The sequence below is a fragment of the Paenalcaligenes sp. GW821-LYS-B07-1 genome, assembly GCF_058803365.1.
The window spans coordinates 2,561,348-2,584,718 of record NZ_CM179516.1; the positions used below are offsets into that span (position 1 = coordinate 2,561,348).

26 protein-coding genes are annotated in these 23,371 nt (G+C 49.7%); 11 read left to right on the forward strand and 15 right to left on the reverse strand.

Features of this window, described 5'->3' with window-relative positions; translation table 11 throughout:
• Window position 1 precedes the first annotated feature (1 nt).
• From AC3QL0_RS12245 to AC3QL0_RS12260, 4 genes are all read right to left on the reverse strand, one after another.
• Entirely contained in the window at window positions 2–475 is a 474-nt protein-coding gene (locus AC3QL0_RS12245) for an RES family NAD+ phosphorylase (RefSeq protein WP_493008723.1), read from the reverse strand.
• The gene (locus AC3QL0_RS12250; protein WP_493008724.1) at window positions 475–981 is read right to left on the reverse strand and encodes an Xre family toxin-antitoxin system antitoxin; all 507 of its coding nucleotides are present in this window, start codon (window positions 979–981) and stop codon (window positions 475–477) included. The genes AC3QL0_RS12245 and AC3QL0_RS12250 overlap by 1 nt, the downstream gene beginning before the upstream one ends.
• Before the next feature lie 65 nt (window positions 982–1,046).
• The gene (locus AC3QL0_RS12255; protein ID WP_493008725.1) at window positions 1,047–1,655 is read right to left on the reverse strand and encodes a hypothetical protein; all 609 of its coding nucleotides are present in this window, start codon (window positions 1,653–1,655) and stop codon (window positions 1,047–1,049) included.
• Window positions 1,656–1,806: 151 nt separating this feature from the next.
• A complete protein-coding gene (locus AC3QL0_RS12260; RefSeq protein ID WP_493008726.1) occupies window positions 1,807–3,195 on the reverse strand; it encodes an FAD-binding oxidoreductase in 1,389 nt (462 codons plus the stop codon).
• Window positions 3,196–3,364: 169 nt separating this feature from the next.
• On the opposite strand from AC3QL0_RS12260, the gene AC3QL0_RS12265 reads away from it, so the two are divergent.
• From AC3QL0_RS12265 to AC3QL0_RS12290, 6 genes are all read left to right on the forward strand, one after another.
• Window positions 3,365–4,360, forward strand: coding sequence for a TRAP transporter substrate-binding protein (locus tag AC3QL0_RS12265; protein WP_493008727.1), 996 nt, complete (start codon window positions 3,365–3,367; stop codon window positions 4,358–4,360).
• Between the two features lie 100 nt (window positions 4,361–4,460).
• Window positions 4,461–4,943: a TRAP transporter small permease gene (locus tag AC3QL0_RS12270; protein ID WP_493008728.1), complete on the forward strand. Its 483-nt coding sequence runs from the start codon at window positions 4,461–4,463 to the stop codon at window positions 4,941–4,943.
• Entirely contained in the window at window positions 4,940–6,220 is a 1,281-nt protein-coding gene (locus AC3QL0_RS12275) for a TRAP transporter large permease (RefSeq protein WP_493008729.1), read from the forward strand. The genes AC3QL0_RS12270 and AC3QL0_RS12275 overlap by 4 nt, the downstream gene beginning before the upstream one ends.
• A gap of 54 nt (window positions 6,221–6,274) precedes the next feature.
• Window positions 6,275–7,162 (forward strand): acetaldehyde dehydrogenase (acetylating), encoded by an 888-nt coding sequence (locus AC3QL0_RS12280; protein WP_493008730.1) that lies wholly within the window; start codon window positions 6,275–6,277, stop codon window positions 7,160–7,162.
• Between the two features lie 28 nt (window positions 7,163–7,190).
• Window positions 7,191–8,213, forward strand: coding sequence for a 4-hydroxy-2-oxovalerate aldolase (gene dmpG, locus AC3QL0_RS12285; RefSeq protein ID WP_493008731.1), 1,023 nt, complete (start codon window positions 7,191–7,193; stop codon window positions 8,211–8,213).
• A 115-nt stretch (window positions 8,214–8,328) separates the two neighbouring features.
• Window positions 8,329–8,958, forward strand: coding sequence for a LysE family translocator (locus AC3QL0_RS12290; protein WP_493008732.1), 630 nt, complete (start codon window positions 8,329–8,331; stop codon window positions 8,956–8,958).
• Here the strand turns inward: AC3QL0_RS12290 and AC3QL0_RS12295 are convergent.
• The 4 genes from AC3QL0_RS12295 to AC3QL0_RS12310 are packed head-to-tail and all read right to left on the reverse strand — an operon-like array spanning window position 8,955 to window position 13,261.
• Window positions 8,955–9,788, reverse strand: a complete 834-nt coding sequence (locus AC3QL0_RS12295; RefSeq protein ID WP_493008733.1) for an Lnb N-terminal periplasmic domain-containing protein — start codon at window positions 9,786–9,788, stop codon at window positions 8,955–8,957. The two genes, AC3QL0_RS12290 and AC3QL0_RS12295, sit on opposite strands and share 4 nt — an antisense overlap.
• Window positions 9,778–10,917 (reverse strand): metallophosphoesterase, encoded by a 1,140-nt coding sequence (locus AC3QL0_RS12300; protein WP_493008734.1) that lies wholly within the window; start codon window positions 10,915–10,917, stop codon window positions 9,778–9,780. The genes AC3QL0_RS12295 and AC3QL0_RS12300 overlap by 11 nt, the downstream gene beginning before the upstream one ends.
• A 13-nt stretch (window positions 10,918–10,930) precedes the next feature.
• Window positions 10,931–11,995, reverse strand: coding sequence for an alanine racemase (alr, locus tag AC3QL0_RS12305; RefSeq protein ID WP_493008735.1), 1,065 nt, complete (start codon window positions 11,993–11,995; stop codon window positions 10,931–10,933).
• Between the two features lie 6 nt (window positions 11,996–12,001).
• Window positions 12,002–13,261, reverse strand: coding sequence for a D-amino acid dehydrogenase (locus AC3QL0_RS12310; RefSeq protein ID WP_493008736.1), 1,260 nt, complete (start codon window positions 13,259–13,261; stop codon window positions 12,002–12,004).
• A gap of 129 nt (window positions 13,262–13,390) precedes the next feature.
• Between AC3QL0_RS12310 and AC3QL0_RS12315 the strand changes: the two genes are divergently transcribed.
• Window positions 13,391–13,858 carry an Lrp/AsnC ligand binding domain-containing protein gene (locus AC3QL0_RS12315; RefSeq protein WP_493008737.1) on the forward strand — a complete coding sequence of 156 codons (468 nt, stop codon included), beginning with the start codon at window positions 13,391–13,393 and terminating at the stop codon, window positions 13,856–13,858.
• Window positions 13,859–14,027: 169 nt separating this feature from the next.
• On the forward strand, window positions 14,028–14,477 hold the full coding sequence (gene azu, locus AC3QL0_RS12320; protein WP_493008738.1) for an azurin: 450 nt from the start codon (window positions 14,028–14,030) through the stop codon (window positions 14,475–14,477).
• 68 nt (window positions 14,478–14,545) lie between these two features.
• On the opposite strand, the gene hpaI is transcribed toward azu, so the two are convergent.
• The 3 genes from hpaI to nhaA form a co-directional block, all read right to left on the reverse strand.
• Window positions 14,546–15,349: a 4-hydroxy-2-oxoheptanedioate aldolase gene (gene hpaI, locus AC3QL0_RS12325; protein WP_493008739.1), complete on the reverse strand. Its 804-nt coding sequence runs from the start codon at window positions 15,347–15,349 to the stop codon at window positions 14,546–14,548.
• 99 nt (window positions 15,350–15,448) lie between these two features.
• The gene (locus AC3QL0_RS12330; protein ID WP_493008740.1) at window positions 15,449–15,808 is read right to left on the reverse strand and encodes a thioredoxin family protein; all 360 of its coding nucleotides are present in this window, start codon (window positions 15,806–15,808) and stop codon (window positions 15,449–15,451) included.
• Window positions 15,805–17,157 (reverse strand): Na+/H+ antiporter NhaA, encoded by a 1,353-nt coding sequence (gene nhaA, locus AC3QL0_RS12335; protein ID WP_493008741.1) that lies wholly within the window; start codon window positions 17,155–17,157, stop codon window positions 15,805–15,807. Before nhaA ends, AC3QL0_RS12330 begins: the two co-directional genes overlap by 4 nt.
• A 221-nt stretch (window positions 17,158–17,378) precedes the next feature.
• On the opposite strand from nhaA, the gene AC3QL0_RS12340 reads away from it, so the two are divergent.
• Window positions 17,379–17,636, forward strand: coding sequence for a DUF2789 domain-containing protein (locus AC3QL0_RS12340; protein WP_493008742.1), 258 nt, complete (start codon window positions 17,379–17,381; stop codon window positions 17,634–17,636).
• Between the two features lie 165 nt (window positions 17,637–17,801).
• On the opposite strand, the gene AC3QL0_RS12345 is transcribed toward AC3QL0_RS12340, so the two are convergent.
• Entirely contained in the window at window positions 17,802–18,143 is a 342-nt protein-coding gene (locus AC3QL0_RS12345; protein WP_493008743.1) for a metalloregulator ArsR/SmtB family transcription factor, read from the reverse strand.
• An 80-nt stretch (window positions 18,144–18,223) separates the two neighbouring features.
• On the reverse strand, window positions 18,224–19,096 hold the full coding sequence (locus AC3QL0_RS12350) for an MBL fold metallo-hydrolase (protein WP_493008744.1): 873 nt from the start codon (window positions 19,094–19,096) through the stop codon (window positions 18,224–18,226).
• A 74-nt stretch (window positions 19,097–19,170) separates the two neighbouring features.
• On the opposite strand from AC3QL0_RS12350, the gene AC3QL0_RS12355 reads away from it, so the two are divergent.
• Window positions 19,171–19,482: an ArsR/SmtB family transcription factor gene (locus AC3QL0_RS12355; protein ID WP_493008745.1), complete on the forward strand. Its 312-nt coding sequence runs from the start codon at window positions 19,171–19,173 to the stop codon at window positions 19,480–19,482.
• Window positions 19,483–19,529: 47 nt separating this feature from the next.
• Complete coding sequence (locus AC3QL0_RS12360; protein WP_493008746.1) at window positions 19,530–19,724, forward strand: YgaP family membrane protein; 195 nt, start codon at window positions 19,530–19,532, stop codon at window positions 19,722–19,724.
• A 517-nt stretch (window positions 19,725–20,241) separates the two neighbouring features.
• On the opposite strand, the gene AC3QL0_RS12365 is transcribed toward AC3QL0_RS12360, so the two are convergent.
• Both AC3QL0_RS12365 and putP read right to left on the reverse strand, forming a co-directional pair.
• Entirely contained in the window at window positions 20,242–21,636 is a 1,395-nt protein-coding gene (locus tag AC3QL0_RS12365; RefSeq protein ID WP_493008747.1) for an amino acid permease, read from the reverse strand.
• A 233-nt stretch (window positions 21,637–21,869) separates the two neighbouring features.
• Window positions 21,870–23,363 carry a sodium/proline symporter PutP gene (gene putP / locus AC3QL0_RS12370; protein ID WP_493008748.1) on the reverse strand — a complete coding sequence of 498 codons (1,494 nt, stop codon included), beginning with the start codon at window positions 23,361–23,363 and terminating at the stop codon, window positions 21,870–21,872.
• Between the last annotated feature and the right edge of the window lie 8 nt (window positions 23,364–23,371).

The window sequence follows — 23,371 nt, forward strand, 5'->3', positions numbered from 1 at the left end:
TTTATTTGGCAGCACGATCCGCAAACATTCGGTCGTCATACATGAACTCGTATTGTTCCTCTATCTGCACCTGTTTAATCTCAGGGTGCAACGGATTGATCACAATATTGTGTTCCAACGGTAATACTGCCGACGGTACAACCAAGCCTAAGTACTTCCCTTCACGCAACCATGCTGTGCCATAAGCCATACTTCCTCTATCGGGAGGAATACTATTCCAGCCTTTGGGCAAGGTGTGCGGGTCGGGGGTTAAATACAGCGAGTCATCATCAGGCAATAGGAAACGTGTGATTTTCAGCGGCAACATGGGGTAGCTGTTGGTATGCACAAAAGTTTCCAGACAGCAGATGGCTGGCGATAAGCCCATGTATACCGCCCGTACATCGGCTTCATTCCACCGCCCGCCTTCTAGGGCCGCCCCTACGCCGGATAGGTCGTTCGCGCGTTTGGCTTTAGCGATCCGCCATGCAATCATCAGGCTACACCGCCCCACTCTAGTGAGTTCAAGATGCGCAGCACTTGCTTAGCACCAATGGCGGTTTCGCAGTTCATCACGGGGCTATTACCGTTTAACGCTTTATGGGGTGTAGACATCCACTTGGCTGCTGCTGCACTGTCCTCAAACACACTTTCAGCTTGCAGTGCTACCGTGGCAACCCTATCTAAACGCTCTGATGCGGTAACGTCCAACGGTTTATCAGCAACGCGTCGCCTCTCGTAGGTGGCAGTAGAAACGTTTAACAGTTCTACCAACGAACGCATATCCATATTGAAGGTTTCGCGTACGGCATCAGCCATGGCCACGGAATGGCCCGCTTTGATAAAGCTGATACGGTCGGACTCACTCATTTGGCCTACCGAATGCGCCATCGCCCAAAAGCCGGCATCCTCTGCGCGGCGTCGAGTGCGACGCTTGCTACCATCTGCCGATACCCCAGCACTTCGTGTCGTGCGGCTGCTACGTACAGGGTTGGTTAGCATGGTTTTCTCCTACAGAGTGACAACAGCAAAATACATCAATTGATTGAAACTATACCATCAAAAGATCAAATCAATACACAAAATGGGCCATTAGCTTTCAAATACAAGGACTCTGTTTTGACCTTTTCCAGCATGTGTTTTCCTATCCTAAAACCTGAAACCGCATAGCCGGCTGTAGCCTGCACTTTCGCTGGCAAGGTAGTCTGCTGAAACACTTTCCAAATCAACTTAAGCTGTGCAGTCAATTCTGCTTGAGCGGCCTCATCACCATCTTGCGTATTCCAACGTATAGCCATGCGACCACACTCCACCATGTTTAGCGTTGGCGGGTAACGGTAGTCAGGCGCGTAGTTATCAATCACATGGCTAATTGTCTTGGGCGGGAAGAGTAGAAACTGCAAAACAGAGAACTCAAACTCAACAAAAGCTTGGCTCACAAACGGTGACGCGCCGCAATGCAATGCGTCACTCAAGCTATCAAAGTGGTGCACCACCAAATGATCGGGGCTGGGGTGCGAACACCGCCACGACAAACTAGGCAAGACTTCACGCAGTTTGTCGCTGAACTCTGTCACATCGTCTTCACTTAACCAAAAATAAATAGATTTAGTTTTCTGCCCTTTAGGTCGCATAGCTGTAGAGTGCTGAAAAGTAGATTGGAAGGCTGTACTCATCAAAACGCCTAGCGTCTTGCCATCCCTTGTATTGTCATCTGCCTTGGCGCCATTCCCAACCAGTATTTGTATGCCTACAGACAAAAAATACCCCAACGATTGATATTTCTCAGTCGTCGGGGTGCTTTACCTAGCGTTGTGTACTACACGCTTAGTCCTGAATTTTGCCGGGGTTCAGAATATTGCGTGGGTCTAAGGCTTGCTTCATTAGTTTCAGCGTGTGCAACTCGGCTGCGCTACGGCTGTATGGCAGCCATGGTTTTTTATGCAACCCAATACCGTGCTCAGCTGACACAGAACCTTCGTTGTTGCGCACAACTTCGTAGAATGCCGTTTCAATGGCAAGGCCAGTTGCTTCGTCTGGGAATGGGCCCACCACTACGTGTATGTTGCCATCGCCCACGTGACCAAAGAACATCGCGCGAATACCATCAAACTTGGACGACATCACGTCTTTCAAAGTCTCTACACAACGGCCAATGCTAGAGATTGGGAAGGAAATATCGAAGTTAATGGTCGGTGCGTACGCTTGCAGCAACTCAGCAATCGCATCACGCAATTCCCAAAATGCTTCTGCATCAGCGTGGGATTGTGCAACCGCTGCATCCACTACCCACCCTTCTTCCAAGGCATGCTCCAACACCGCTTCAAACTGAGCCGCTTGCACTTGTGGATTAGCACTTTGCTGATCCATCAACACGTAGATGGGGTAATCAGCAGGTAGCGGTGCACGAATACCGCCATCGGTGGTGGCTTCTTTGTAGTAGTCGTTCCACATTACTTCGAAGGCACTCACTTGGCCTGACAACTGCTGCTGTGCATACACCAGCAGTTTTTCTACACCCTCAAAGCTTTCCAATGCCATCAACGCCGTGTTGGCACCATTCACTTGAGGATGCAATTTCACTACCGCTTTGGTGATCACACCCAGCGTACCTTCGGCACCAATAAAGGCTTGTTTGATATCAGGACCCGAATTATTTTTGACCATTTTGTTCAGCATGGTTAGCACAGTGCCATCAGCCAACACCACTTCCAAGCCCAACACCAAGTCACGCGCCATACCGTAACGGATCACACGGTTACCGCCGGCGTTGGTGGAAATATTGCCACCAATCTGACACGAACCTCGCGCACCCAAATCCAGTGCGAAGAAGAAACCGGCTTTCTGCGCCGCCTCTTGCATCACTTGCAAGGGAGTACCTGCCCACACTGTCATGGTGCCTGAAATGCCATCCAGCTCTAGGATGCCATTCATGCGTTCCATGGAAATGGCTACACACCCATCAATAGGCGTTGCGCCACCAGCTAAACCTGTTAGGCCACCTTGAGGCACCACTGGGCACCCGTGCTCATTACAAATTCGCAGAATTTGCGATACCGCTTCGGTGCTACGCGGCAGCACTACCGCGCTCAAATCACCGCCTTTTTCACCGCTCCAGTCTTGGCGGTATTTGTCGCTGATGGCGTCACCAGTCAATAGCTCGTCTGCGGCTAATACGCTGCATAGCGCATTGATGGCCTCTACATTACTGCTCATCTTTTACGTCTCCCTGCTTTACGATTAAATTCTCATATATTGAGAACAAATATCAATAGTTGAAAAATTTTACCACTGATACTAGAATTTCCTCATTAATAACGATGACAGGTCGATACAATCGCTGTCACATTTTGAACCACCACCCTTGTCACACTCGGAGACTCTTATGCTGACAAAAACTTTGCGTAACCGCACTTTGACCTTGGGCTTAGGCCTCTGTGTATCCCTTTTCGCTGGCTTAGCAAACGCTAACACTGTTCTGAAAGCCGGTCACGCCTCCTCCAATACTAGTACTGGGCAAGCAGCATTTGAGTTTCTAGGCAAAGAACTTGCCGAAAAATCCAACGGCCGCATCACCGTAGAAATTTTCCCTAACTCCCAGTTGGGTAGTGAGCGTGAACTGATTGAAAGTATCCAGTTAGGTAACGTGGATATGGCGTTTGCGTCTTCCGCTGTGCTGGGTAACTTCAATAAAGAATTTTTTGCACTGGATATTCCATTCCTGTTTAAAGATCGTGAAAGTGTGTACCGCGTTCTGGATGGTGAAATTGGTCAACAACTGCTGCAAAGTTTGGAACCTGTAGGCATCAAAGCCGTCGCCTACTGGGAGAACGGCTTTCGCCAACTGACCAACAACAAAAAAGCCATCACGTCGCCTGACGACTTGAAAGGCATGAAAATGCGCACGATGGAAAACGAAGTGCACATTGCCGCGTGGAAAGAAGAAGGCGCAAACCCTGCTCCTTTAGCTTTTGGTGAACTGTTCACAGCCTTGCAACAAGGCACATTCGATGCACAGGAAGGCCCAATCAACCTGTTCTACGACATGAAATTCTATGAAGTTCAGAATCACATCACCAAAACCAACCACGTGTACTCACCATGGCCTTTGATGATCAACCCTGATGTCTACAACAGCTTCAGCGACGAAGACCGTGCAATTTTTGACGAAGCCGTAAAGAAAACCACTGAATACCAGCGTGCTCAAGCACAAGAAGCCGACGAAAAAGCAGTTGCCAACATGCCCAACGTCACTATTACTGAGCTGACACCAGAACAGCACGCCGCCTTTGCTGACCGGATGGGCCCAGTGCACGAACTGGTAAAGAAAAAAATCGGCGCAGATATTGTTGATCGTATTGTGGCAGAAGCCAGCCGTTAATACCCCTGATCAGCCTCTTCAAGGCTGATTCCCTTTCTCGAAGCAGGCAAGCAACACGCTTGCCTGCTTGCCGACCCTCAAGTCGGTACCGGAGATCCCCATGCTCAAATTCCTAGACAAGCACTTTGAAGAAAGTATCTTGGTGCTGTTGCTTGCGCTCATGTCCATTTTAATTGGCGTGCAAGTATTCATGCGTTATGTATTGAACGACTCTCTGACATGGTCTGAAGAACTCGCACGTTACTGTTTTATCTGGGCTACCTATATTGGTGTGTCCTACGGTGTACGCGAAAACGCCCACATCTGTGTGGAAGCCGTGACCAACCGGTTGCCGGAGTTATACCAACGCTATGCCGCCATTCTTGCCCACATCATCTTTATCATTTTCGCGGTATTAGTGATGAAAGAAGGCTATGCCCTGAGCATGAAAGTCTTCAAATTTGGTCAAACCTCCTCATCCCTCAGTATCCCCATGGGCTACATCTACTTGGCTCCTACCGTAGGGTTTGGGCTGGTTATCTTGCGCCTGCTGCAAAAAATCGTGCAGGAAATCCGCATTATCCGTATTGAGAGGCAGTCATGATTTCATTATTGCTATTTGGCTGCTTTGCCCTGCTATTAATTATCCGCGTACCAGTAGCCATTTCGCTGGGCTTGTCATCAGCATTGGCCTTAATTTACAGCGGGAAAGTCAGCAGCACCTATATTGCTCAAGGTCTGGTGACCTCTATTGATTCATTCCCATTGATGGCTGTGCCGTTCTTTATTTTGGCCGGCGACCTGATGGGACAAGGCGGGTTGTCTCGCCGTCTGCTTAGCGTTGCTAACGTATTTTTTGGCCGTTACACCGGCGGCTTGGCCATTATTGCCGTAGTGACCTGCATGTTCTTTGCAGCGATCTCTGGTTCAGGCCCTGCTACGGTTGCCGCGATTGGTGGTTTGCTGTTACCAGCCATGGCTAAAGCGGGCTACGACAAAGGCTACTCCGTTGGTTTGATTGCGTCTGCAGGCAGTATTGGGATCATTATTCCGCCTAGCATTCCTATGATCATCTACGCGGTATCTGCCAACGTATCCATTACGCAAATGTTCTTGGCCGGTATTGTTCCTGGTTTGCTGATTGGCGTGGGCCTGATTGTTACCGCCTATTTGAAAGCTCGCAAAGAAGGCTACAAGGGCTCTGAGAAACGCTATTCCGCTACCGAAATCTGGCAAACCGTCTGGGATGCCAAATGGGCCCTGCTCGTACCCGTCATCATCTTGGGCGGTATTTACGGTGGTGTATTCACCCCTACCGAAGCCGCTGCTGTGGGCGTGATCTACGGTTTTGTTGTGGGCGTGTTTGTCTACAAAGAACTGAAATGGTCTGACCTGTACCGCGTGATTGCAGGTTCTGCTCTGACTTCTGCCACTGTGATTGTGATTGTAGGTACCGCCACGATCTTCGGTCGCATGCTGGCGATTGAACGTATCCCGTTCATGATCGCTGACTACATCGTGCAGTTGACCGATAGCCCTATCCTGATTCTGTTGCTGATCAACGTACTGCTGCTGTTTGTGGGCATGTTCATGGAAACGTTGGCCGCCATCATTATCTTGGTTCCTATCTTGCTACCTGTGGTAACCGCTGTAGGCATCGATCCGGTGCACTTCGGTATTGTGATTATCGTCAACTTGGCGATTGGCATGGTGACTCCACCTGTAGGCGTGAACTTGTTTGTGGGTTCACGAGTAGGCGAAACCTCTTTGGAAAAATCCATTGTGGGTGCCATCCCCTTCATCATCTCGATGCTGGCCGTGCTGTTACTGATTACTTATGTTCCGTGGTTGTCGCTGTTCCCCTTGAGCCTCATAGGCTAAAGACAGCCCCAACTCCTTAACGCATTTATCTTTTGTTTTACCCTGGAGACATACATGGCTGAGAAAATTCGTACTGCCATTATTGGGCCCGGCAACATCGGCACTGACCTGCTTGCCAAGCTAATGCGCAGCCCTGTACTTGAACCCGTATGGATGGTGGGTGTAGACCCACAATCCGACGGTCTGAAACGTGCTGCTGAACTGGGCCTGAAAACCACATCCGAAGGTGTGGACGGCCTGTTGCCACACGTAGAAGCGGACAACATCCAAATCGCGTTTGACGCCACCAGCGCCTACGTACACAAAGACAACTCTGACAAGCTCACCTCCCGTGGCGTCATGATGATTGACTTGACCCCTGCAGCGATTGGCCCATTTTGCGTACCTCCTGTAAACCTGCCAGAACTGCTGGTTGAAGGTGCCCAAAACGTCAACATGGTCACCTGCGGTGGCCAAGCCACTATTCCTATGGTGCACGCCGTATCCCGTGTGCAATCTGTGGAATACGCAGAAATCGTAGCTACTGTGTCCTCACGTTCTGCGGGCCCTGGCACACGTAAAAACATTGATGAATTCACCCGTACTACCGCCGGTGCTGTAGAGCGCGTGGGCGGTGCCCGTCGTGGTAAAGCCATCATCATCTTGAACCCTGCCGAGCCACCACTGATCATGCGTGACACCGTTCACTGCTTGACCGACGACACGCCAGATCAAGACCGCATCACTGAATCCGTACACGCCATGATCGCCGAAGTACAAAAATACGTACCCGGCTACCGCTTGGTGAACGGCCCAGTATTTGATGGCAACCGCGTTTCCATTTACTTGGAAGTGGAAGGCTTGGGCGATTACCTGCCTAAATACTCCGGCAACTTGGACATCATGACTGCCGCCGCAGCACGTACAGCAGAAATGTTTGCTGAACGCCTGCTGGCCAAGTAATGACACGCGCTTTTGCAAGGATTGTGTAATGAGCAACAAAAACATTATTTTGCATGACATGTCGCTGCGCGACGGTATGCACCCAAAACGTCACCAGATCTCTCTGGAGCAAATGCGTAACATTGCTCGTGGTCTGGACGAAGCTGGTATCCCTCTGATCGAAGTCACTCACGGCGATGGTCTGGGTGGCGCATCGGTAAACTACGGTTTCCCTGCACACAGCGATGAAGAATACCTGAGCACAGTTATCCCTGAGCTCAAACAAGCTAAAGTGTCCGCTTTGTTGATTCCCGGTATTGGTACCGTGGACCACCTGCGCATGGCACACGGCTTGGGCGTAAACACCATTCGTGTGGCTACACACTGTACCGAAGCTGATACCTCTGAACAGCACATCAGCCTTGGTCGTGAGCTGGGCATGGATACTGTGGGTTTCTTGATGATGAGCCACATGAACAGCCCTGAAGGTTTAGTGCAACAAGCCAAACTGATGGAAGGTTACGGTGCAAACTGTATCTACATCACCGACTCCGCTGGTCACTTGCTGCCAAACACCGTTAAAGAACGTTTGCTTGCGGTACGTGATGCACTGAAGCCTGAAACTGAGTTGGGTTTCCACGGTCACCACAACTTGGCAATGGGCGTAGCAAACAGTGTTGCTGCTATCGAAGCTGGTGCAAACCGTATCGATGCTGCTGCCGCTGGTTTGGGCGCTGGTGCCGGTAACACACCAATGGAAGTGCTGGTTGCCGTATTGGATCTAATGGGTATTTCTACTGGCGTAGATGTATTCCGTATTCAGGACGTTGCTGAGGATTTGGTTGTTCCTATCATGGACTTCCCCATCCGTTTGGACCGCGACGCTCTGACACTAGGTTATGCCGGTGTTTACGGCTCATTCTTGTTGTTTGCTAAACGTGCTGAACAGAAGTTCGGCATTCCTGCTCGCGAAATTCTGGTCGAAATGGGCCGTCGCGGCATGGTTGGTGGACAAGAAGACATGATCGAAGACACCGCCCTGTCTTTGCTGCGTCAGCGTCAAGCTGGCTAAGCAAAAAACGAGCATATCACCCTACCCCAAAAAAGCCTCAAGGTTCACGCCTTGGGGCTTTTTTAGTTTTACACTATAGGCACTTTGCACCGCACACATTTAGGCTGTTGGACTTATGGATTGGATGACACTCATGCTGTATAGCGTAACCGTTGCGGTTGTTACGGTTACGCCCGGCCCCACCATGCTGTTGGCACTGAATAATGGTGCTCGCGGTGGCATGCGTACAGCGGCCTGCGGCATTGCAGGTGCAGCCTTGTCTGATTTAATTTTGATCTCTGCCGTAGGTTTTGGGCTGGGTGCTGTGCTGCAAGCCTCTGAACTGCTGTTTAGCGTGGTGAAATATGCGGGTGCTGCCTACTTGTTGTACTTGGCTTGGCTGTTTTGGCACGCCCCCGTACAACTGGTGAATGCTTCTACCACCGAACTACAACTGCCACCCAGTGGTCGCACAGCGTTCATACGCTCATTGTTAGTAGCCTTATCCAACCCCAAAGGCTTGCTGTTTTTCTCGGCCTTTTTGCCGCAATTCATTCAGCCCAACGGCAGTGCTTTTCAGCAATACGCCACACTAGCCATCGTCACCGCTCTGATTGATATCGCCTTGATGACGCTCTACGCATTCAGTGGTAAACAAGCCATGCGCGTGTTATCTGGCAATGCGTTGCGTTGGTTAAACAGAAGTTGTGCAGGTTTATTGGCCGGTTTGGGCGCAGCACTAGGCTTTTATCGCCGACACGATTAAATACCGGGTACGCCCTTACGGATGGCGCTAGAGAAATTTTCGCCAGTTTGGTCGGCCTGCAACGCCCGCTCATTAATGTACCCGGCTTGCTGCAAGGCTTCATACGACACGTTAGGCGTTAAACCGTTTTGCTCTTGCACGTATTCGGCTATATGGCCCGATAACAGTAAGCGGTAATCCATAGGCAACGGAGCGATCACTTTTGCCAACTCATAAATCACTGTTGTGCAATTACTGGTCAGGGTGTTGTAGAACTCTGGCTGCTGCTCTAGCTCTTGGGCTTTGGCCACATAAGCTAAAAATAAATGCTGTAACGCCGGCTTATCTAACTGCACCCTATAGATATAGACATCTTCTCCGCGTGCATTGCTACGGGTACGCACAATATCGCTTTCTTCTGCAGCCACTAGTACCTGTTCATATTGGCGGAAAAAACCTTTCCACGCCGAAAACTGCTCATGGCTTTCTTTACGTATTTCTAGTGAAAACGTTAGGTAGCGACCATCAGCAAAGCCGAAAGACACTAAGGTATGGGCAATGTGTGGCCCCATCCAATACGACAGAATCAGATCGGCGCTTTGTAGCTGATCTAGTGGGTATGCTCGCGATTCCCACCTAGGGGTGTAATCATCCTCGGTACGCCAGGTGAAATTACGTACGTTATTCAGATGCACGGTATTACCGTCTACCCGTGCCTCTAACAACCTTGCTACATCGTCTGCCCAAATACGATCATGTGATGGTGTTTGGCTAAACCACCACCCCGCTGCCAGTGCGAACAGCAATGCTATCCACGGCAAACACCCTATGCGACGCAATTTACTGAACATCGCTGCGCAAGGTAATTTCAGCGATTTCAGATGGGCGACCTAAGCGCAATGGAAAACCTGACCACAGTCCTGCCCCATTACCTACGTACAACTGTCGCCCCCCAACGCCCACTTGGTACAAGCCCGACACAAAGCCCTCGTTTGCCATACGTACCACTTGGTCTATGCCCAAAATGTGGCCACCATGCGTATGGCCTGACAATTGCAGGCTCACCCCTTTGGGTTCGTTACGCAGAATATTGCCTGGTCTGTGATCCAGCAAAATCACGGGTACCCCTTTTGGGGCGTTAGCTAAGGCCTTAGTAATATCGGGCTCAACCTGCCCAAAGTTAGCGCTGATGGTATCGGGTACACCGGCTAACACTAACTGAGCGCCGTCTTTATTCAGTACCACATGCTCATTTTCTAGCATGCGTATGCCTAGCTCATTAAACACACGCATCCAGCGTTTGAAGTACGCATAGTATTCGTGATTACCGGCTACGGCATACACCCCATCTTTAGCGCGTAAATCACCCAAAGGGGGATAATCGTTTTGGCGTGCTTCGGGCGTACCGTCAATCAAATCCCCCGAAATCACAATCAAATCTGGTGACAGTGCATTCGTGCGCTCTACCACCTGCTGCGCCCACGGCCCTTGCAACAACTTGCTTAAGTGCAAGTCTGTCAGATGCACCACCTTGTAGCCATCGAACTCTTTAGCCAAACCGGGAATGGTGATTTCCAAGCGTTTTACCTGCGGCACACTCACCGCCTGCCATACGCCAATCACCGCCAGCGCGCACGCTAACACACCTAAGCTATGTGCTACTGGCATGCTGCGCCATAACGCCCTCGCTTTAGGGCGCGACACCACAAACAGCAGCAGCCCTACTACGTCACGCAGCAGCAAGAAACATGCAAATAAAATGACGGCGCCTAAGCAAGCGCCTAAGACCCATAGCGCTTGAGGCGCAATTTCTGGGGATGCAATGCTGCCACCAAATAGGTATTTCACTATCCTATGCTGCAAGACTATTAGTATAGGCACGGCGCTCAACAGCACTCGCCATGGCCATGCCAGCTTGAGTCTCCACACATAGCGCCAAAGCAAATACAGCCCAATCAGCCCTGCAGCATTCAGAATCACGTTACAACACTTCCTATTCGGATTGGTACACCAGCGGCACACGCTTCACATTACACATCAGCTCGTAAGAGATAGTGCCTGCAGCATTTGCCACTGCATTCACATCAACTTGCTTGCCCCAAAGCTCCACCTTACTGCCTATGCCAGCATCCGGCAAATGAGTCAGATCGACGGTCAACATATCCATGGATACACGCCCTATCAATCGAGATGGTTGGCCATCAATACTCACTGGCGTGCCATTAGGTGCGCGGCGTGGATAGCCATCGGCATACCCCACAGCCACCAACCCCACACGTACCAGATCTTCTGCTACAAACGTGCCGCCATAACCTAATGCCTCGCCGGGTAACAAGGTACGTACGGCAAACACTTCGCTCTGTAAGCTCATGACAGGCTGCAAGGCATGCTCAAAAGGAGTAGGGTCAGCACCATACAACAAAATACCGGCACGTCCCCAACCTTGTCTGGCCTCAGGCCATTCCAATATCCCTGCTGAATTGCAAATACTGCGTCCTCCTGCCAAGCCTTCCACTGCTGCTTCAAAGACAGCCAACTGTGTTTCGGTGGCCCCACTGTCTGGTTCATCAGCCCGTGCAAAGTGCGTCATGAACGTGATGTCCATCACTTTGCCCGTCTCCAGCAAACGCTTATAAACATCTGCAACTATTTCTGGTCTGAATCCCACGCGATGCATGCCGCTATCCACTTTCAGCCAAATGCGTAAACCATGTACATCATTCAACTGCTCGATCATGCGCACTTGGGCTTCGTGATGCACCACAGTCCACAATTTATGGGCCTGTACCAGCTCTAGTTCATCGGCATGAAACACCCCTTCCAACAACACGATGGGCTGTGTAATACCCGCCTCGCGCAGTGTCAGTGCCTCGGCCAGAAAAGCGACGGCAAACCCATCTGCTATATCGGCTAATGCCTGGGCACACTCTACCGAGCCGTGACCATAGGCATTGGCTTTTAATACAGCCAGCGTAGGACCATCCTGCAGACGACGTGCTAACAGGTAGTTATGGCGCAAAGCGCCCAAATCAATCATTGCTTGAGAAGGACGAGTCATAATGAATCAGACAGAAGTGTGATAGCGGTTAATCGCCAAACCATCCGTAGGGATTTCCGGCTTCTGGCCTGCAATCAGGTCGGCAATAAGCTTGCCTGATCCACATGCCATGGTCCAGCCTAAAGTGCCGTGACCAGTATTCAAATACAGATTAGGGTAACGCGTTGCTCCTATGATAGGAGTACTGTCTGGTGTCATGGGTCGCAGCCCTGTCCAGAATGTGGCTTTAGGCACATCGCCTCCTGGGAACAACTCGTTAACCACCAATTCCAACGTGGCTCGTCGGCGCGGATCTAACTGTGTGTTGTAGCCTGCTAATTCGGCCATGCCACCTACACGTATGCGTTGATCAAAGCGCGTTACCGCAATTTTATAACTTTCATCCAACACTGTGGACTGTGGTGCTAAGGCAGGATTCACTAATGGCACAGTCAATGAATAGCCCTTGACGGGATACACCGGTAGGTCTATATCCAGTTGCTGCAAAGTCTGGCGTGAGTAGCTACCAAAGGCCAAGACATATTTATCGGCTTTCAGCACCTTGCCGCCTATACGCACACCAGCGATTTGCCCTTGCTCAATCACAAAGCCATCCATACTTTTCCCAAGCATGAATTCCACACCCAACGCTCGTGCTTTCTCAGCTAAAGCTTGGGTGAACAGGTGACAGTCACCCGTTTCGTCATTGGGTAAACGTAAACCTCCAGTGAGCTTTTCTTTGGCTTGTGCCAACGCAGGCTCATACTGACACAGCCCTTCTCTGTCTAACAACTGATACGGCACGCCGCACTGCTCTAATACTGTGATGTCACTTTGTACGCCGTCCAATTGAGCTTGTGTACGGAACAACTGTATCGTGCCGCCAGTACGTTGCTCGTACTGAATATTGGTATCGGCGCGTAGCTGTTGCAGGCAATCACGGCTGTACTCCGCCACACGCATCATACGTTCTTTATTCACGCTGTAACGCTCGGGTGAACAGTTGCGCAGCATTTGTAGCATCCAACGTAGCTGAAACAGGCTGCCATCTAATCGTATCGCCAATGGCGCATGCTTTTGAAATAACCACTTCAGCGCTTTGGTAGGGATACCCGGAGCCGCCCATGGTGTGGAATAACCGGGCGATACTTGACCGGCATTGGCAAAGCTGGTCTCATCCGCCACCCCTGGCTGCCTGTCTATCAGCGTCACCTCCATGCCGGCTTGACGCAAGTAGTAGGCGCTGGTGACACCCACCACGCCACCACCCAAAACAATGACATTCATCCCCATCTCCACTCTCTATAAGTATTTTTACTATTTTAAGTAATGACTTATAGTTAGTATGGCTAAAATTTAGCCCTAAAGCAGTGTTAATCACTATAAAAAATCACACTATTCTTCTTTAAAAGTGAAATGCACCAGTTAGACAGAATCGATAAAAAAATCCTGCATATACTGCAGCGTGAGGGCCGTATTCCCATGACGGAACTAGCAGAGCGCGTCGGGCTATCTGCTTCGCCCTGTACCGAGCGTGTAAAGCGTATGGAGCGCGATAAGGTCATCACCGGCTACCACGCAAAGCTTTCTCCTGCCGCCGTAGATAAACCCATGTTGGTGTTTGTAGAAATTAAATTAGCGTCTAAATCAGAAGAAATTTTTGATAAAGTAAAACAAGAGCTTTCGTTAATTCCAGACGTACAAGAATGCCATTTAGTATCAGGCAGTTTTGATTATCTGATCAAAGCGCGATTAAGCGGTATGCTGGAGTACCGCCGCCTGCTAGGTGATATACTAAAACGCCTGCCTGTCGCGGCAGAATCTCAGAGCCACGTGGTCATGGAAGAGGTAAAAGAAAGCCTAGGTTTAAACCTCGATCGGTAAAACCTATTAAAATGCCCTTGAATATAGTTGGCTTCTGTATTGATCATTGAGCGCTGTCAATTACACTTGAGAGAAGAGCGTGTTTCAATAGCTCTATCTGATTTCATGACATGGTACACGCCATTTTGCGTCTGCCTTTTTCTTGTTTTAAGCATGGAGATTGTGACTTATGTCTATCAAATATATTGCTGCAGCTTTGTTGACCGCTGCTAGTTTGCCTGTTTACGCTGCACAATGTGATATCACTATTGAAGGCAATGATGCCATGCAGTTCAACATGCAGGAAATCGTTGTAGATAAAACCTGCACCGAGTTCACCGTAAACCTGAAGCACGTTGGTTCCATGCCTAAAGTAGCAATGGGCCACAACTGGGTACTGACAAAAACAGCCGATTACCAAGCTACAGCCACTGAAGGCATGTCAGCAGGCATCGATAACAACTACGTTAAGGTTGATGACGAGCGTGTTATCGCTCACACAGACATAGTGGGTGGTGGTGAGAGCACATCCGTAACGTTCGACGTAGCTAAACTGGCTGCTGGCGAAGACTACACATTCTTCTGCACCTTCCCTGGCCACTGGGCTATGATGAAAGGCACACTGAAACTGAGCGAATAACCCCCCTAGTCTCTTGCATGCCAAAAGCGCCGCTATTGCGGCGCTTTTTTGTGTCTGCTAACTACGTATTAGTAACCAGGGCCAGAAGCTGCTTTAGTCACTGGTGTGCCGCCCTTATAGCGAGCCGACATGCTGCGCAAACCAGAAGCCAGCACCGATGTATCTAAGCCTACCGCTACAAATTCGCAACCCAAGTCTAGATAATGTTGAGCGTACTCTTCGCTCACCGACAAAATACCAGCGGCTTTTCCTGCAGCTTTAATGCGTGCAATAGCCGTATCAATCGCTTCTTGCACATCAGGATGGCCAGGGTTTCCTAAATGCCCCATAGTTGCGGATAAGTCAGCAGGGCCAATGAAGATACCATCCACGCCTTCTACCGCCGCAATCGCTTCGATGTTTTTCAGCCCTTCTAGGCTTTCTACCTGTACCAATAAGCACATTTGATCATTGGCTAGCTCTGCGTAGTTTTCAATAGCATTCCAGCGAGAAGCACGCGCTAATGCTGCCCCTACGCCACGTATCCCTTGCGGTGGATAACGCATGGCTTGCGCCATTAAGGCTGCCTGCTCTGCTGTATCAACCATAGGCACTAGCAAGGTTTGCACGCCAATATCCAACATCTGCTTAATCAACGCCACATCCCCTACCGGCGGACGTATCACCGGGTGCGTAGCATAAGGCGCAACCGCCTGTAGCAATGGCAATAATGAGCGCACATCGTTAGGGGCATGCTCGCCATCCAACACCAACCAATCAAATCCAGCGGTTGCCGCAATTTCTGCTGCAGTGCTATTGGGTAAACCTACCCACACACCCACTTGTTGTTCGGTACGTAGACGCTGCTTAAACGTATTGACGGGGAGATCCATACTTCAACCTTAGAAAGAAAAAACCATTGAAGTAAGGTAGCACACTACACTGTGCTTATCGCCTGCATAGTGCAATGTTGTTGGATGGCAGCACGAAAACTACAACGTGTGACGTTGCTCGTGCAACAGTCGCTCTAACGTGGATAGCGCAGCTAACTGGCCCGGCAATTGCGCAATCACACTGCCCTGCTTGAACACCACAATTACCGGCACAGAGCGTATGCCATAACGCTGACTAATCGCCGAAGACGCTGCCACATCCACCTCGCCGTAATAGGCTAACTCAGGATGTTGCTGTGCAAAGGCTTGCACCGCTGGGCGCAATTGATGACAAGGCTGACACCACGGTGCCGAAAAATACACCACAGCAAGCTCAGCCTGCATAACTGTTTGTGAAAAATTATCCAGGGTTAGCGCATGCCAACCCTGTTGTGTAGAACTGGAAGACGTAGTCGTCATGCCTGAGCGGCGTTACGTTTAACATTACGCACCACAACGGCGCCCATACTTAAACCCAAGATGGCAGCCAGCAGTGAAGCGGTCAACACACCCAACTTAGCAGCACCCAGTAAGCTTTCATCTACAAACGCCAGCATGGCGATAAAGATGGACATGGTGAAACCAATACCTGCCAGCAAGCCAATCAATGCAATACCAGACCAGCTCACGCCTTCAGGCAGCTTGCACAGCGTCAGTGTCACCATCAACCAGCTCACACCCATGATGCCTATAGGCTTACCCAGCACCAAGGCTGCGATCACTCCAACCATCACCCAACTTGCACCATCTTGGCCTAGGTCTATACCATCAAAGCTCACACCCGCATTAGCCAATGCAAACAGTGGCATCACCCCAAACGCTACCCATGTGTGCAACGCCATTTGTACACGAGTCACAGGTGCCAACATATCGCGTTGTGCACGGCGTACATCGCTCAATGCATGGGCAAGCTCTTCGGGCTCAACAGAATCTCTACGCTTACGCAGGTCTTGTACCACACGCTCTAAGGTTTGCATAGGGCGCTCAAGACGACGGCTAGGCAGCACTGGCGTCATCAAGCCCAATACCACACCCGCCAAGGTAGGGTGCGCGCCAGTCATCAGCACACCGCCCCAAATAATCAACCCAGGAATCACGTAGGCATAGGCACTACCGATACCAATGTGCTGTAACCCCAATACCATCGCAATACCCAGCGCTACCACCAAAAAGCCGCTGTAGTCCAAACCGCCGGAATAGAAGAAGGCAATAATCAGCACCGCAACGATGTCATCAATGATGGCCAACGCCAGCAAAAAAACGCGGATATTAGAAGGAATGGAACGCCCCAACAAGGCCAACACCCCTACCGCAAAAGCAATATCTGTCGCGGTAGGCACAGCCCAACCGTGACTCTGCGGGGATTGGCTATTGAACGCTACATAAATCAATGCCGGTGCAGCCACACCACCAAAAGCTGCTGCAATAGGCAGCATCGCTTGGCGTATATCGCTCAACGCACCTTCGTGCATTTCACGGCGTATCTCCATCCCCACCACCAAGAAGAACAACGTCATCAAGGCATCGTTAATCCAGAAGTGCAACGGACGGTCGAACACATATTCGCCCAAACCAATGGAAAACGAGGTATGCCATAACGCGTGGTAGCTATCAGCCCAAGGCGAGTTCGCCCAGATCAATGCCACGGCCGCTGCAAGCAACAGCACCATGCCACTAACGGCTTCAATGTGGAGGAAACGACTTACTGTAGAAAAGGCGCGCTCGGTCAGTACCTGAGCTTTAGGCAGGATGGGTGTATTCTGGTTCATTGTCTTTGATACTTTGCGTGGCGGCCCGACCAACGCTTGTGAACCTGTCTCACTGCCGGATTGCAGCTGACACCCAGCTGAAAATTTTAACGCGTCTTCCCATTTCAAAAATTAGGGTTTACCACTATTTTCTGTTTTATATCAGGAAATCACGTAGAAATAGCCCCAAATCAGCGATCAACGGTAGACTATTTATTTCACCTATTGCTTTGGAGCTGACCATGACTTCCACTACGCCCCGCATGACCAATTTGTTTCTGCAATTAGGGCTAGACGCCAGTGAACAAGCCATTGCCGACTTCATTATCAGCCACCAATTACCTGCCGACACCTACATTGCGGATGCCCCTTATTGGGATGAAGGCCAACGTCAATTTCTGGCAGAACAACTCAAAAGTGACGGTGCTTGGGCAATCATTGTGGATCAACTCAATGAATCCTTGCACGAAGACGCCGTCAAAAAAATCACTGGGCTATAAACCCCACTAATACCGCATCACACGGTAGAATCTGCCTCGCTAAATTCCTTGTATGCTGCCACCGCATTGGCGGCATACATTACCGATGGAGCAGCGCCCATATACACCCGCTGCACTACCTGCTTTATTCAGCTCGTTCAGCCTTTGAGCACCTGCGGAATGTTCTTACTCAACCGGTGTAGTCACCTCGGCAGGACCACAATAAATGTCCCACAAGGTTTGCATTAACCGCATCGTGCTGGGATCTGCCAACCGGTAATACACGTATTTGCCTATCTTTTCTGTCTCTACTACGCCCTCTTGCCGCAGCACAGCTAGCTGCTGCGATAAGGTAGGCTGATGTATGCCTGTCCGCGTTTCTAACTGCCCTACATTCAATTGCTCCAAGGCAATCTGGCACAGCAACATCAAACGATCTTCATTGCCCAAGGTTTTGAGCAAGGCACATGCTTTGCCCGCGTGCTCACGCATCTTTTCTGGCGATAAATGAATGGAAGGTGTGGTCATGGCAAAAATTCACTGAAAACAATATATCTAATTATATATTGTTAAATAAAAAATCTACCACCATCCTTCTAGATAGCGGTTTAACTCGTCCACTTCACTGGAATTTTCAGATACGAGACGCCATTATTTTCTGGCTCAGGTAAGTTCCCTGCCCTGATATTCACTTGTACCGATGGCAACAACAACACAGGCGCCGCCAGCGTTGCATCACGAGTTTCGCGCAACGTCACATAGGTGGTTTCATCCACCCCGTCGTGTATATGTATGTTCTTGGCACGTTGCTCAGCCACCGTGGTTTCCCATGCATACTCATCACGCCCTGCTGCTTTGTAGTCATGGCACATAAACAAACGCGTGTGGGGCGGCAACGCAAGTAATTTGCGGATGGACTGATACAACTGCTTGGCACTACCACCGGGGAAATCTGCACGAGCAGTACCGTAATCTGGCATAAACAAGGTATCGCCCACAAACACAGCATCGGCAATGTTGTAGGCCACACAAGCAGGTGTATGACCTGGCGTATGCAAGACCTCTATACGCAAATTACCTAAGCCTATCACCTCGCCATCACTCAGTAATTTGTCGAACTCCACACCCTCACCCGACACATCACTCACATTGAACACATCGCTAAAAATGCGTTGTACCGTACAGATATGTTCGCCTATGGCTACCTTGGCACCCGTGTGCTGCTTTAAAAATGGTGCAGCGCTTAAATGGTCCGCATGAGCATGGGTTTCTAAAATCCATACAATCTTCAAACCTTGCTCGCCAACATAATCCAGTAATTTCTGTGCTGAGCGCGTAGACACAGCGCCGCTGCGGTGGTCGTAGTCCAAAACAGGATCAATCACTGCCGCCTGCTTAGTCGCGGGGTCAGACACCACATAACTTACGGTATTGGTGGGTTCATCAAAAAAAGCCTGTATATGAACAACATCCTTAGACATGGCATTTTCCTTTCACTGGATTTTTTAATTTAGGATATGCTAAATTAGATATAACTAAAATACAAGACCACACCATGACAGCATTACCTGACTCCATCACCTTCTTACAAGAAGGCGCCAGCCAAGCGGCTGCTATGCTGCGTACCGTTGGTAACGAACACAGGTTACTGATTTTATGCTTATTAATAGAACATAAAGAAATGACGGTAGGTGCATTAAATAGTTACGTAGACTTAAGCCAATCGGCACTGTCGCAACATCTGGCCAAGATGCGAGAAGAAAACCTAATCACCAACAGACGCGATGCCCAAACCCTACATTACCGCATCGCCGATCCCAAAATCGAGCAATTAATCAGTACCCTGAAAACCATTTTCTGTCCGTGACAAAACGGATCACACCCATTACGTACCTGTGTATAACTGGAGTCCATATGAAAACCAACGTAGGCGGTATAGATAGAATTTTGCGCGTCGTTATAGGGCTAGTCTTGGTGATACTTGCTAGTAGCGGCACGGTAGGCTGGTGGGGTTGGCTAGGCTTGATTCCACTGCTAAGTGGCTTGTTCCGTGTTTGCCCGTTGTATTCGATGCTGGGGATTAATACGTGTAGTTCCTGCCGTAAGTAAGAGAGTTAGCTAGCTGACTGCTAGCGTATGTGTAAGCCACTTCTTGATGAATTGAGAGGTGGCTTATTTTTTGAGCTTGTGTCTTGCTTTACTGCAGTTTCCAACGTGTGTGATGAACGTAGCACCAACTTACTCACCACTGGCTGCTGTAGCTAGCACTGCGAAAAGTATTTTTTAATTTGTACACCAAATAAAAAAATACTTTCCTCCGTTTTCCCTCCATCGCTTGCCACGGTTTTAGTGTGGTTGCCGTTGCGGCTAATGCGTACTTCTGTGACAAACAAAAGCCGTATATTTACCAATTGGATCAAACCGTGCCAACGCCCCAAAAGAAAGGGCTGTAAGCATCATCACATTCAGAACAATCGGGTGGTGGAGGGAAACTTTTTTGATACAGCATATCAACCTACTCAGCCCTTCGCATAAAACATACTCTTCACACATAGCCACCTTCGCTAACAGCCATAAAAAAACCGCCCGTAATCACGAGCGGTTTTTCTTTGCGAATAGATCAGCGTTATTCTGCTTTAACGGTAGGAGTAGCCGTGGCTGCCTGTCGGCGGTCCACAATCACACCTAGCAGCACAATCACCAATGCCAAACCTGTGGTGTAGAGCACTTCTGTACGGTATGTACCTTCAATCACCATCACAATCAGCGCACTGATAATAGTGACGATAACCGCATAGGTTAACCACGGGAACAACCACATTTTGAAGGTAAGCTCGCGCTTTTCTTTTATCAGCTTACGACGCATACGCAATTGCGAGAAGGCAATGCATAGGTACACATACAGCGCAATAGTACCGGTAGCTTGCATCAGCACATCGTAAATATCCATCGTTTCAGTCGCAGTCAAATACACAGCCACCAGCGCAAATACACTGGATGCCACCACACCTACGTACGGCGTACCTGTGCTGCGACCTACTTTCTGGAACGACTGAGGTGCATCACCGCGTCGCGACAAGGAATACAGCATGCGGGATGACGTATAAAGTGCCGAGTTAAAGCAACTACACACCGATGTCAGCACCACAAAATTCACAATTTCGCTGGCATGCGGGATACCCAATGCATTCAAGGTAACGGCATACGTACCTTCAGTGGATAACCCCAAACCTGGGCTGTTATAGGGAATCAAACACACTACGATGAAAATCGAACCCACGTAGAACAGCGAAATACGCCATGCTACGGAACGTGTAGTTTGCACAATAGCTTTACTGGGGTTTTCGGACTCTGCCGCCGCAATGGTCACGATTTCCGCACCAATAAACGCAAACATCGCCCCCAGTAACGCTACCACCACCGCTCCAAAGCCATTAGGCATGAAACCTTGAGATGTTAGGTTAGACCACCCTTGGGTAGTGCCAGAAGGCCATAGATGCACGATCGCCAGCGAGCCAATGATGATAAACAGCACAATGGCAACCACTTTGATCAAAGCAAACCAGAACTCGAACTCACCGTAATTGCGTACGTTCATGAAGTTAACAACCATTAACCCCACGGTCACAATCAACATGTAGCCCCAGATAGGAATCATTGGGAACCAGCCGTGCAAGATCGCACCGGCCACATAGGCTTCCCATCCCATCAATAATGACCAGAAACTCCAATACAGCCAGCCAATCGTAAACCCTGCCCAGTGACCAATAGCTCGGTCGGCATAGGTAGAGAAAGACCCAGTATCAGGCTGAGCAACGGCCATCTCACCCAGCATTCGCATTACTAAGATTACGAGCGCTCCACCGCCCATATACGCCAGAATGGCAGCCGGTCCAGCATTCGCAATTACTTTCCCGGATCCTACAAATAACGCTCCACCAATGACGCCTGCTATAGATAGCATGGTCAAGTGGCGGGATTTCAGCCCACCCTTTAACTTATTTTCTTCTGCGCAACTCATTTGTGCCGCCTTTTAAAACGGATTAACTCTTAATGCCCATTAAGCGTTTGACAAGATAGTCATGGAATGTGTTTTGCCCTCCTTTGCAGACAATTGAAACCATAATAATTATTTTTTAATGCCAAAACTATAACGCCATATGCCTCAACAGTACGATTTTTTCTCTGAAAAATTATGATTTAAGACAAGAAAACGGGGCTTACACCCCGTTTTCCTGAGCACTTCTAGCCCTGTTAATGACTAACGTGACTGAGATCTTCTTTAACAGAATCAAAGACTTCCGTAACACTATGCTGCGGCTCTTTACCCATCAAGCTCACTACCACGATTGCGATAGCGCCCAAGATAAAGCCAGGGATAATCTCGTACAAGCCGAACCAAGCGTAGTGATTCCAGATCAGCACTACTACAGCACCCACGATCATGCCTGCTAACGCGCCGTTGCGAGTCATTCTGCGCCACAACACGGACAGCAAGATCACTGGACCAAAGGCTGCACCAAAACCTGCCCATGCATAGCTCACCATAGACAGCACACGGCTATTTGGATCCCATGCCAAGATGATGGCCACAATGGCTACCAGCAGTACCATCGCGCGACCAAACCACACCAATTGCGCATCAGTTGCATCGCGTTTGATGAAGGTTTTGTAGATATCTTGAGTCAGTGAGCTTGAGCACACCAGCAACTGTGCCGACAAGGTGCTCATCACTGCAGCCAGAATGGCGGCCAACAAAATACCGGCAATCCATGGGTTAAACAGCAGCATAGACAACTCAATGAACACGCGTTCAGAGTTCTCATTCACGCCAGCGGCTTGACTTGGGTTCGCAGAGAAGTACGCAATACCGAAGTAACCCACTGCCACCGCACCAGCCAAACACAGAATCATCCATGTCATACCGATACGACGTGCGTTAGGGATAGTTTTTACCGACTCTGCTGCCATGAAGCGCACCAGAATGTGAGGCTGACCAAAGTAGCCCAAACCCCATGCCAACAAGGAGATCACACCCACGAATGAGGCGCCCTGCCACAAATCAGCATGCAAAGGATTAATAGCAATCACTGCAGCGTTTGCATCCGCAAAGCCACCAGCGCCCAAGATCACCACCAGAGGGGTCAAGATCAGCGCTGTAAACATCAAGGAAGCCTGAATGGTGTCTGTCCAGCTCACCGCCAAGAAACCTCCAATGAATACATAAGCAATGGTGCAGAATGCGCCCACAAACATCGCAGTGGTGTACGACATACCGAACATGCTTTCAAACAATCTGGCGCCTGCCACCACACCGGATGCACAATACAGCGTGAAGAACACCAGAATTACCACGGCCGACACAATACGCAGCACGTTGGATTTGTCTTCAAAACGATTTGAGAAAAAGTCGGGCAATGTCAGCGCATTCCCAGATTTCTCGGTGTACACACGTAAACGTGCAGCCACGAAGCGCCAGTTTAGATACGCCCCCAAGGTTAAGCCAATGGCAATCCAGGATGCGGAGATCCCGTTGTCATAGACCGCGCCTGGTAAGCCCATCAGCAACCAACCGCTCATATCCGAAGCCCCAGCGGCAAGTGCCACCACGAAAGGCCCCAGTCTGCGTCCGCCCAAAATATAGTCGGACAAGTCATTTGTAGCCCTGTAGCCCAGCCATCCGATCAACAGCATTCCCACGATATAGATTACGAACATCGTCGTAATCTGCATATTGGCTAATTGCATAGCATTCT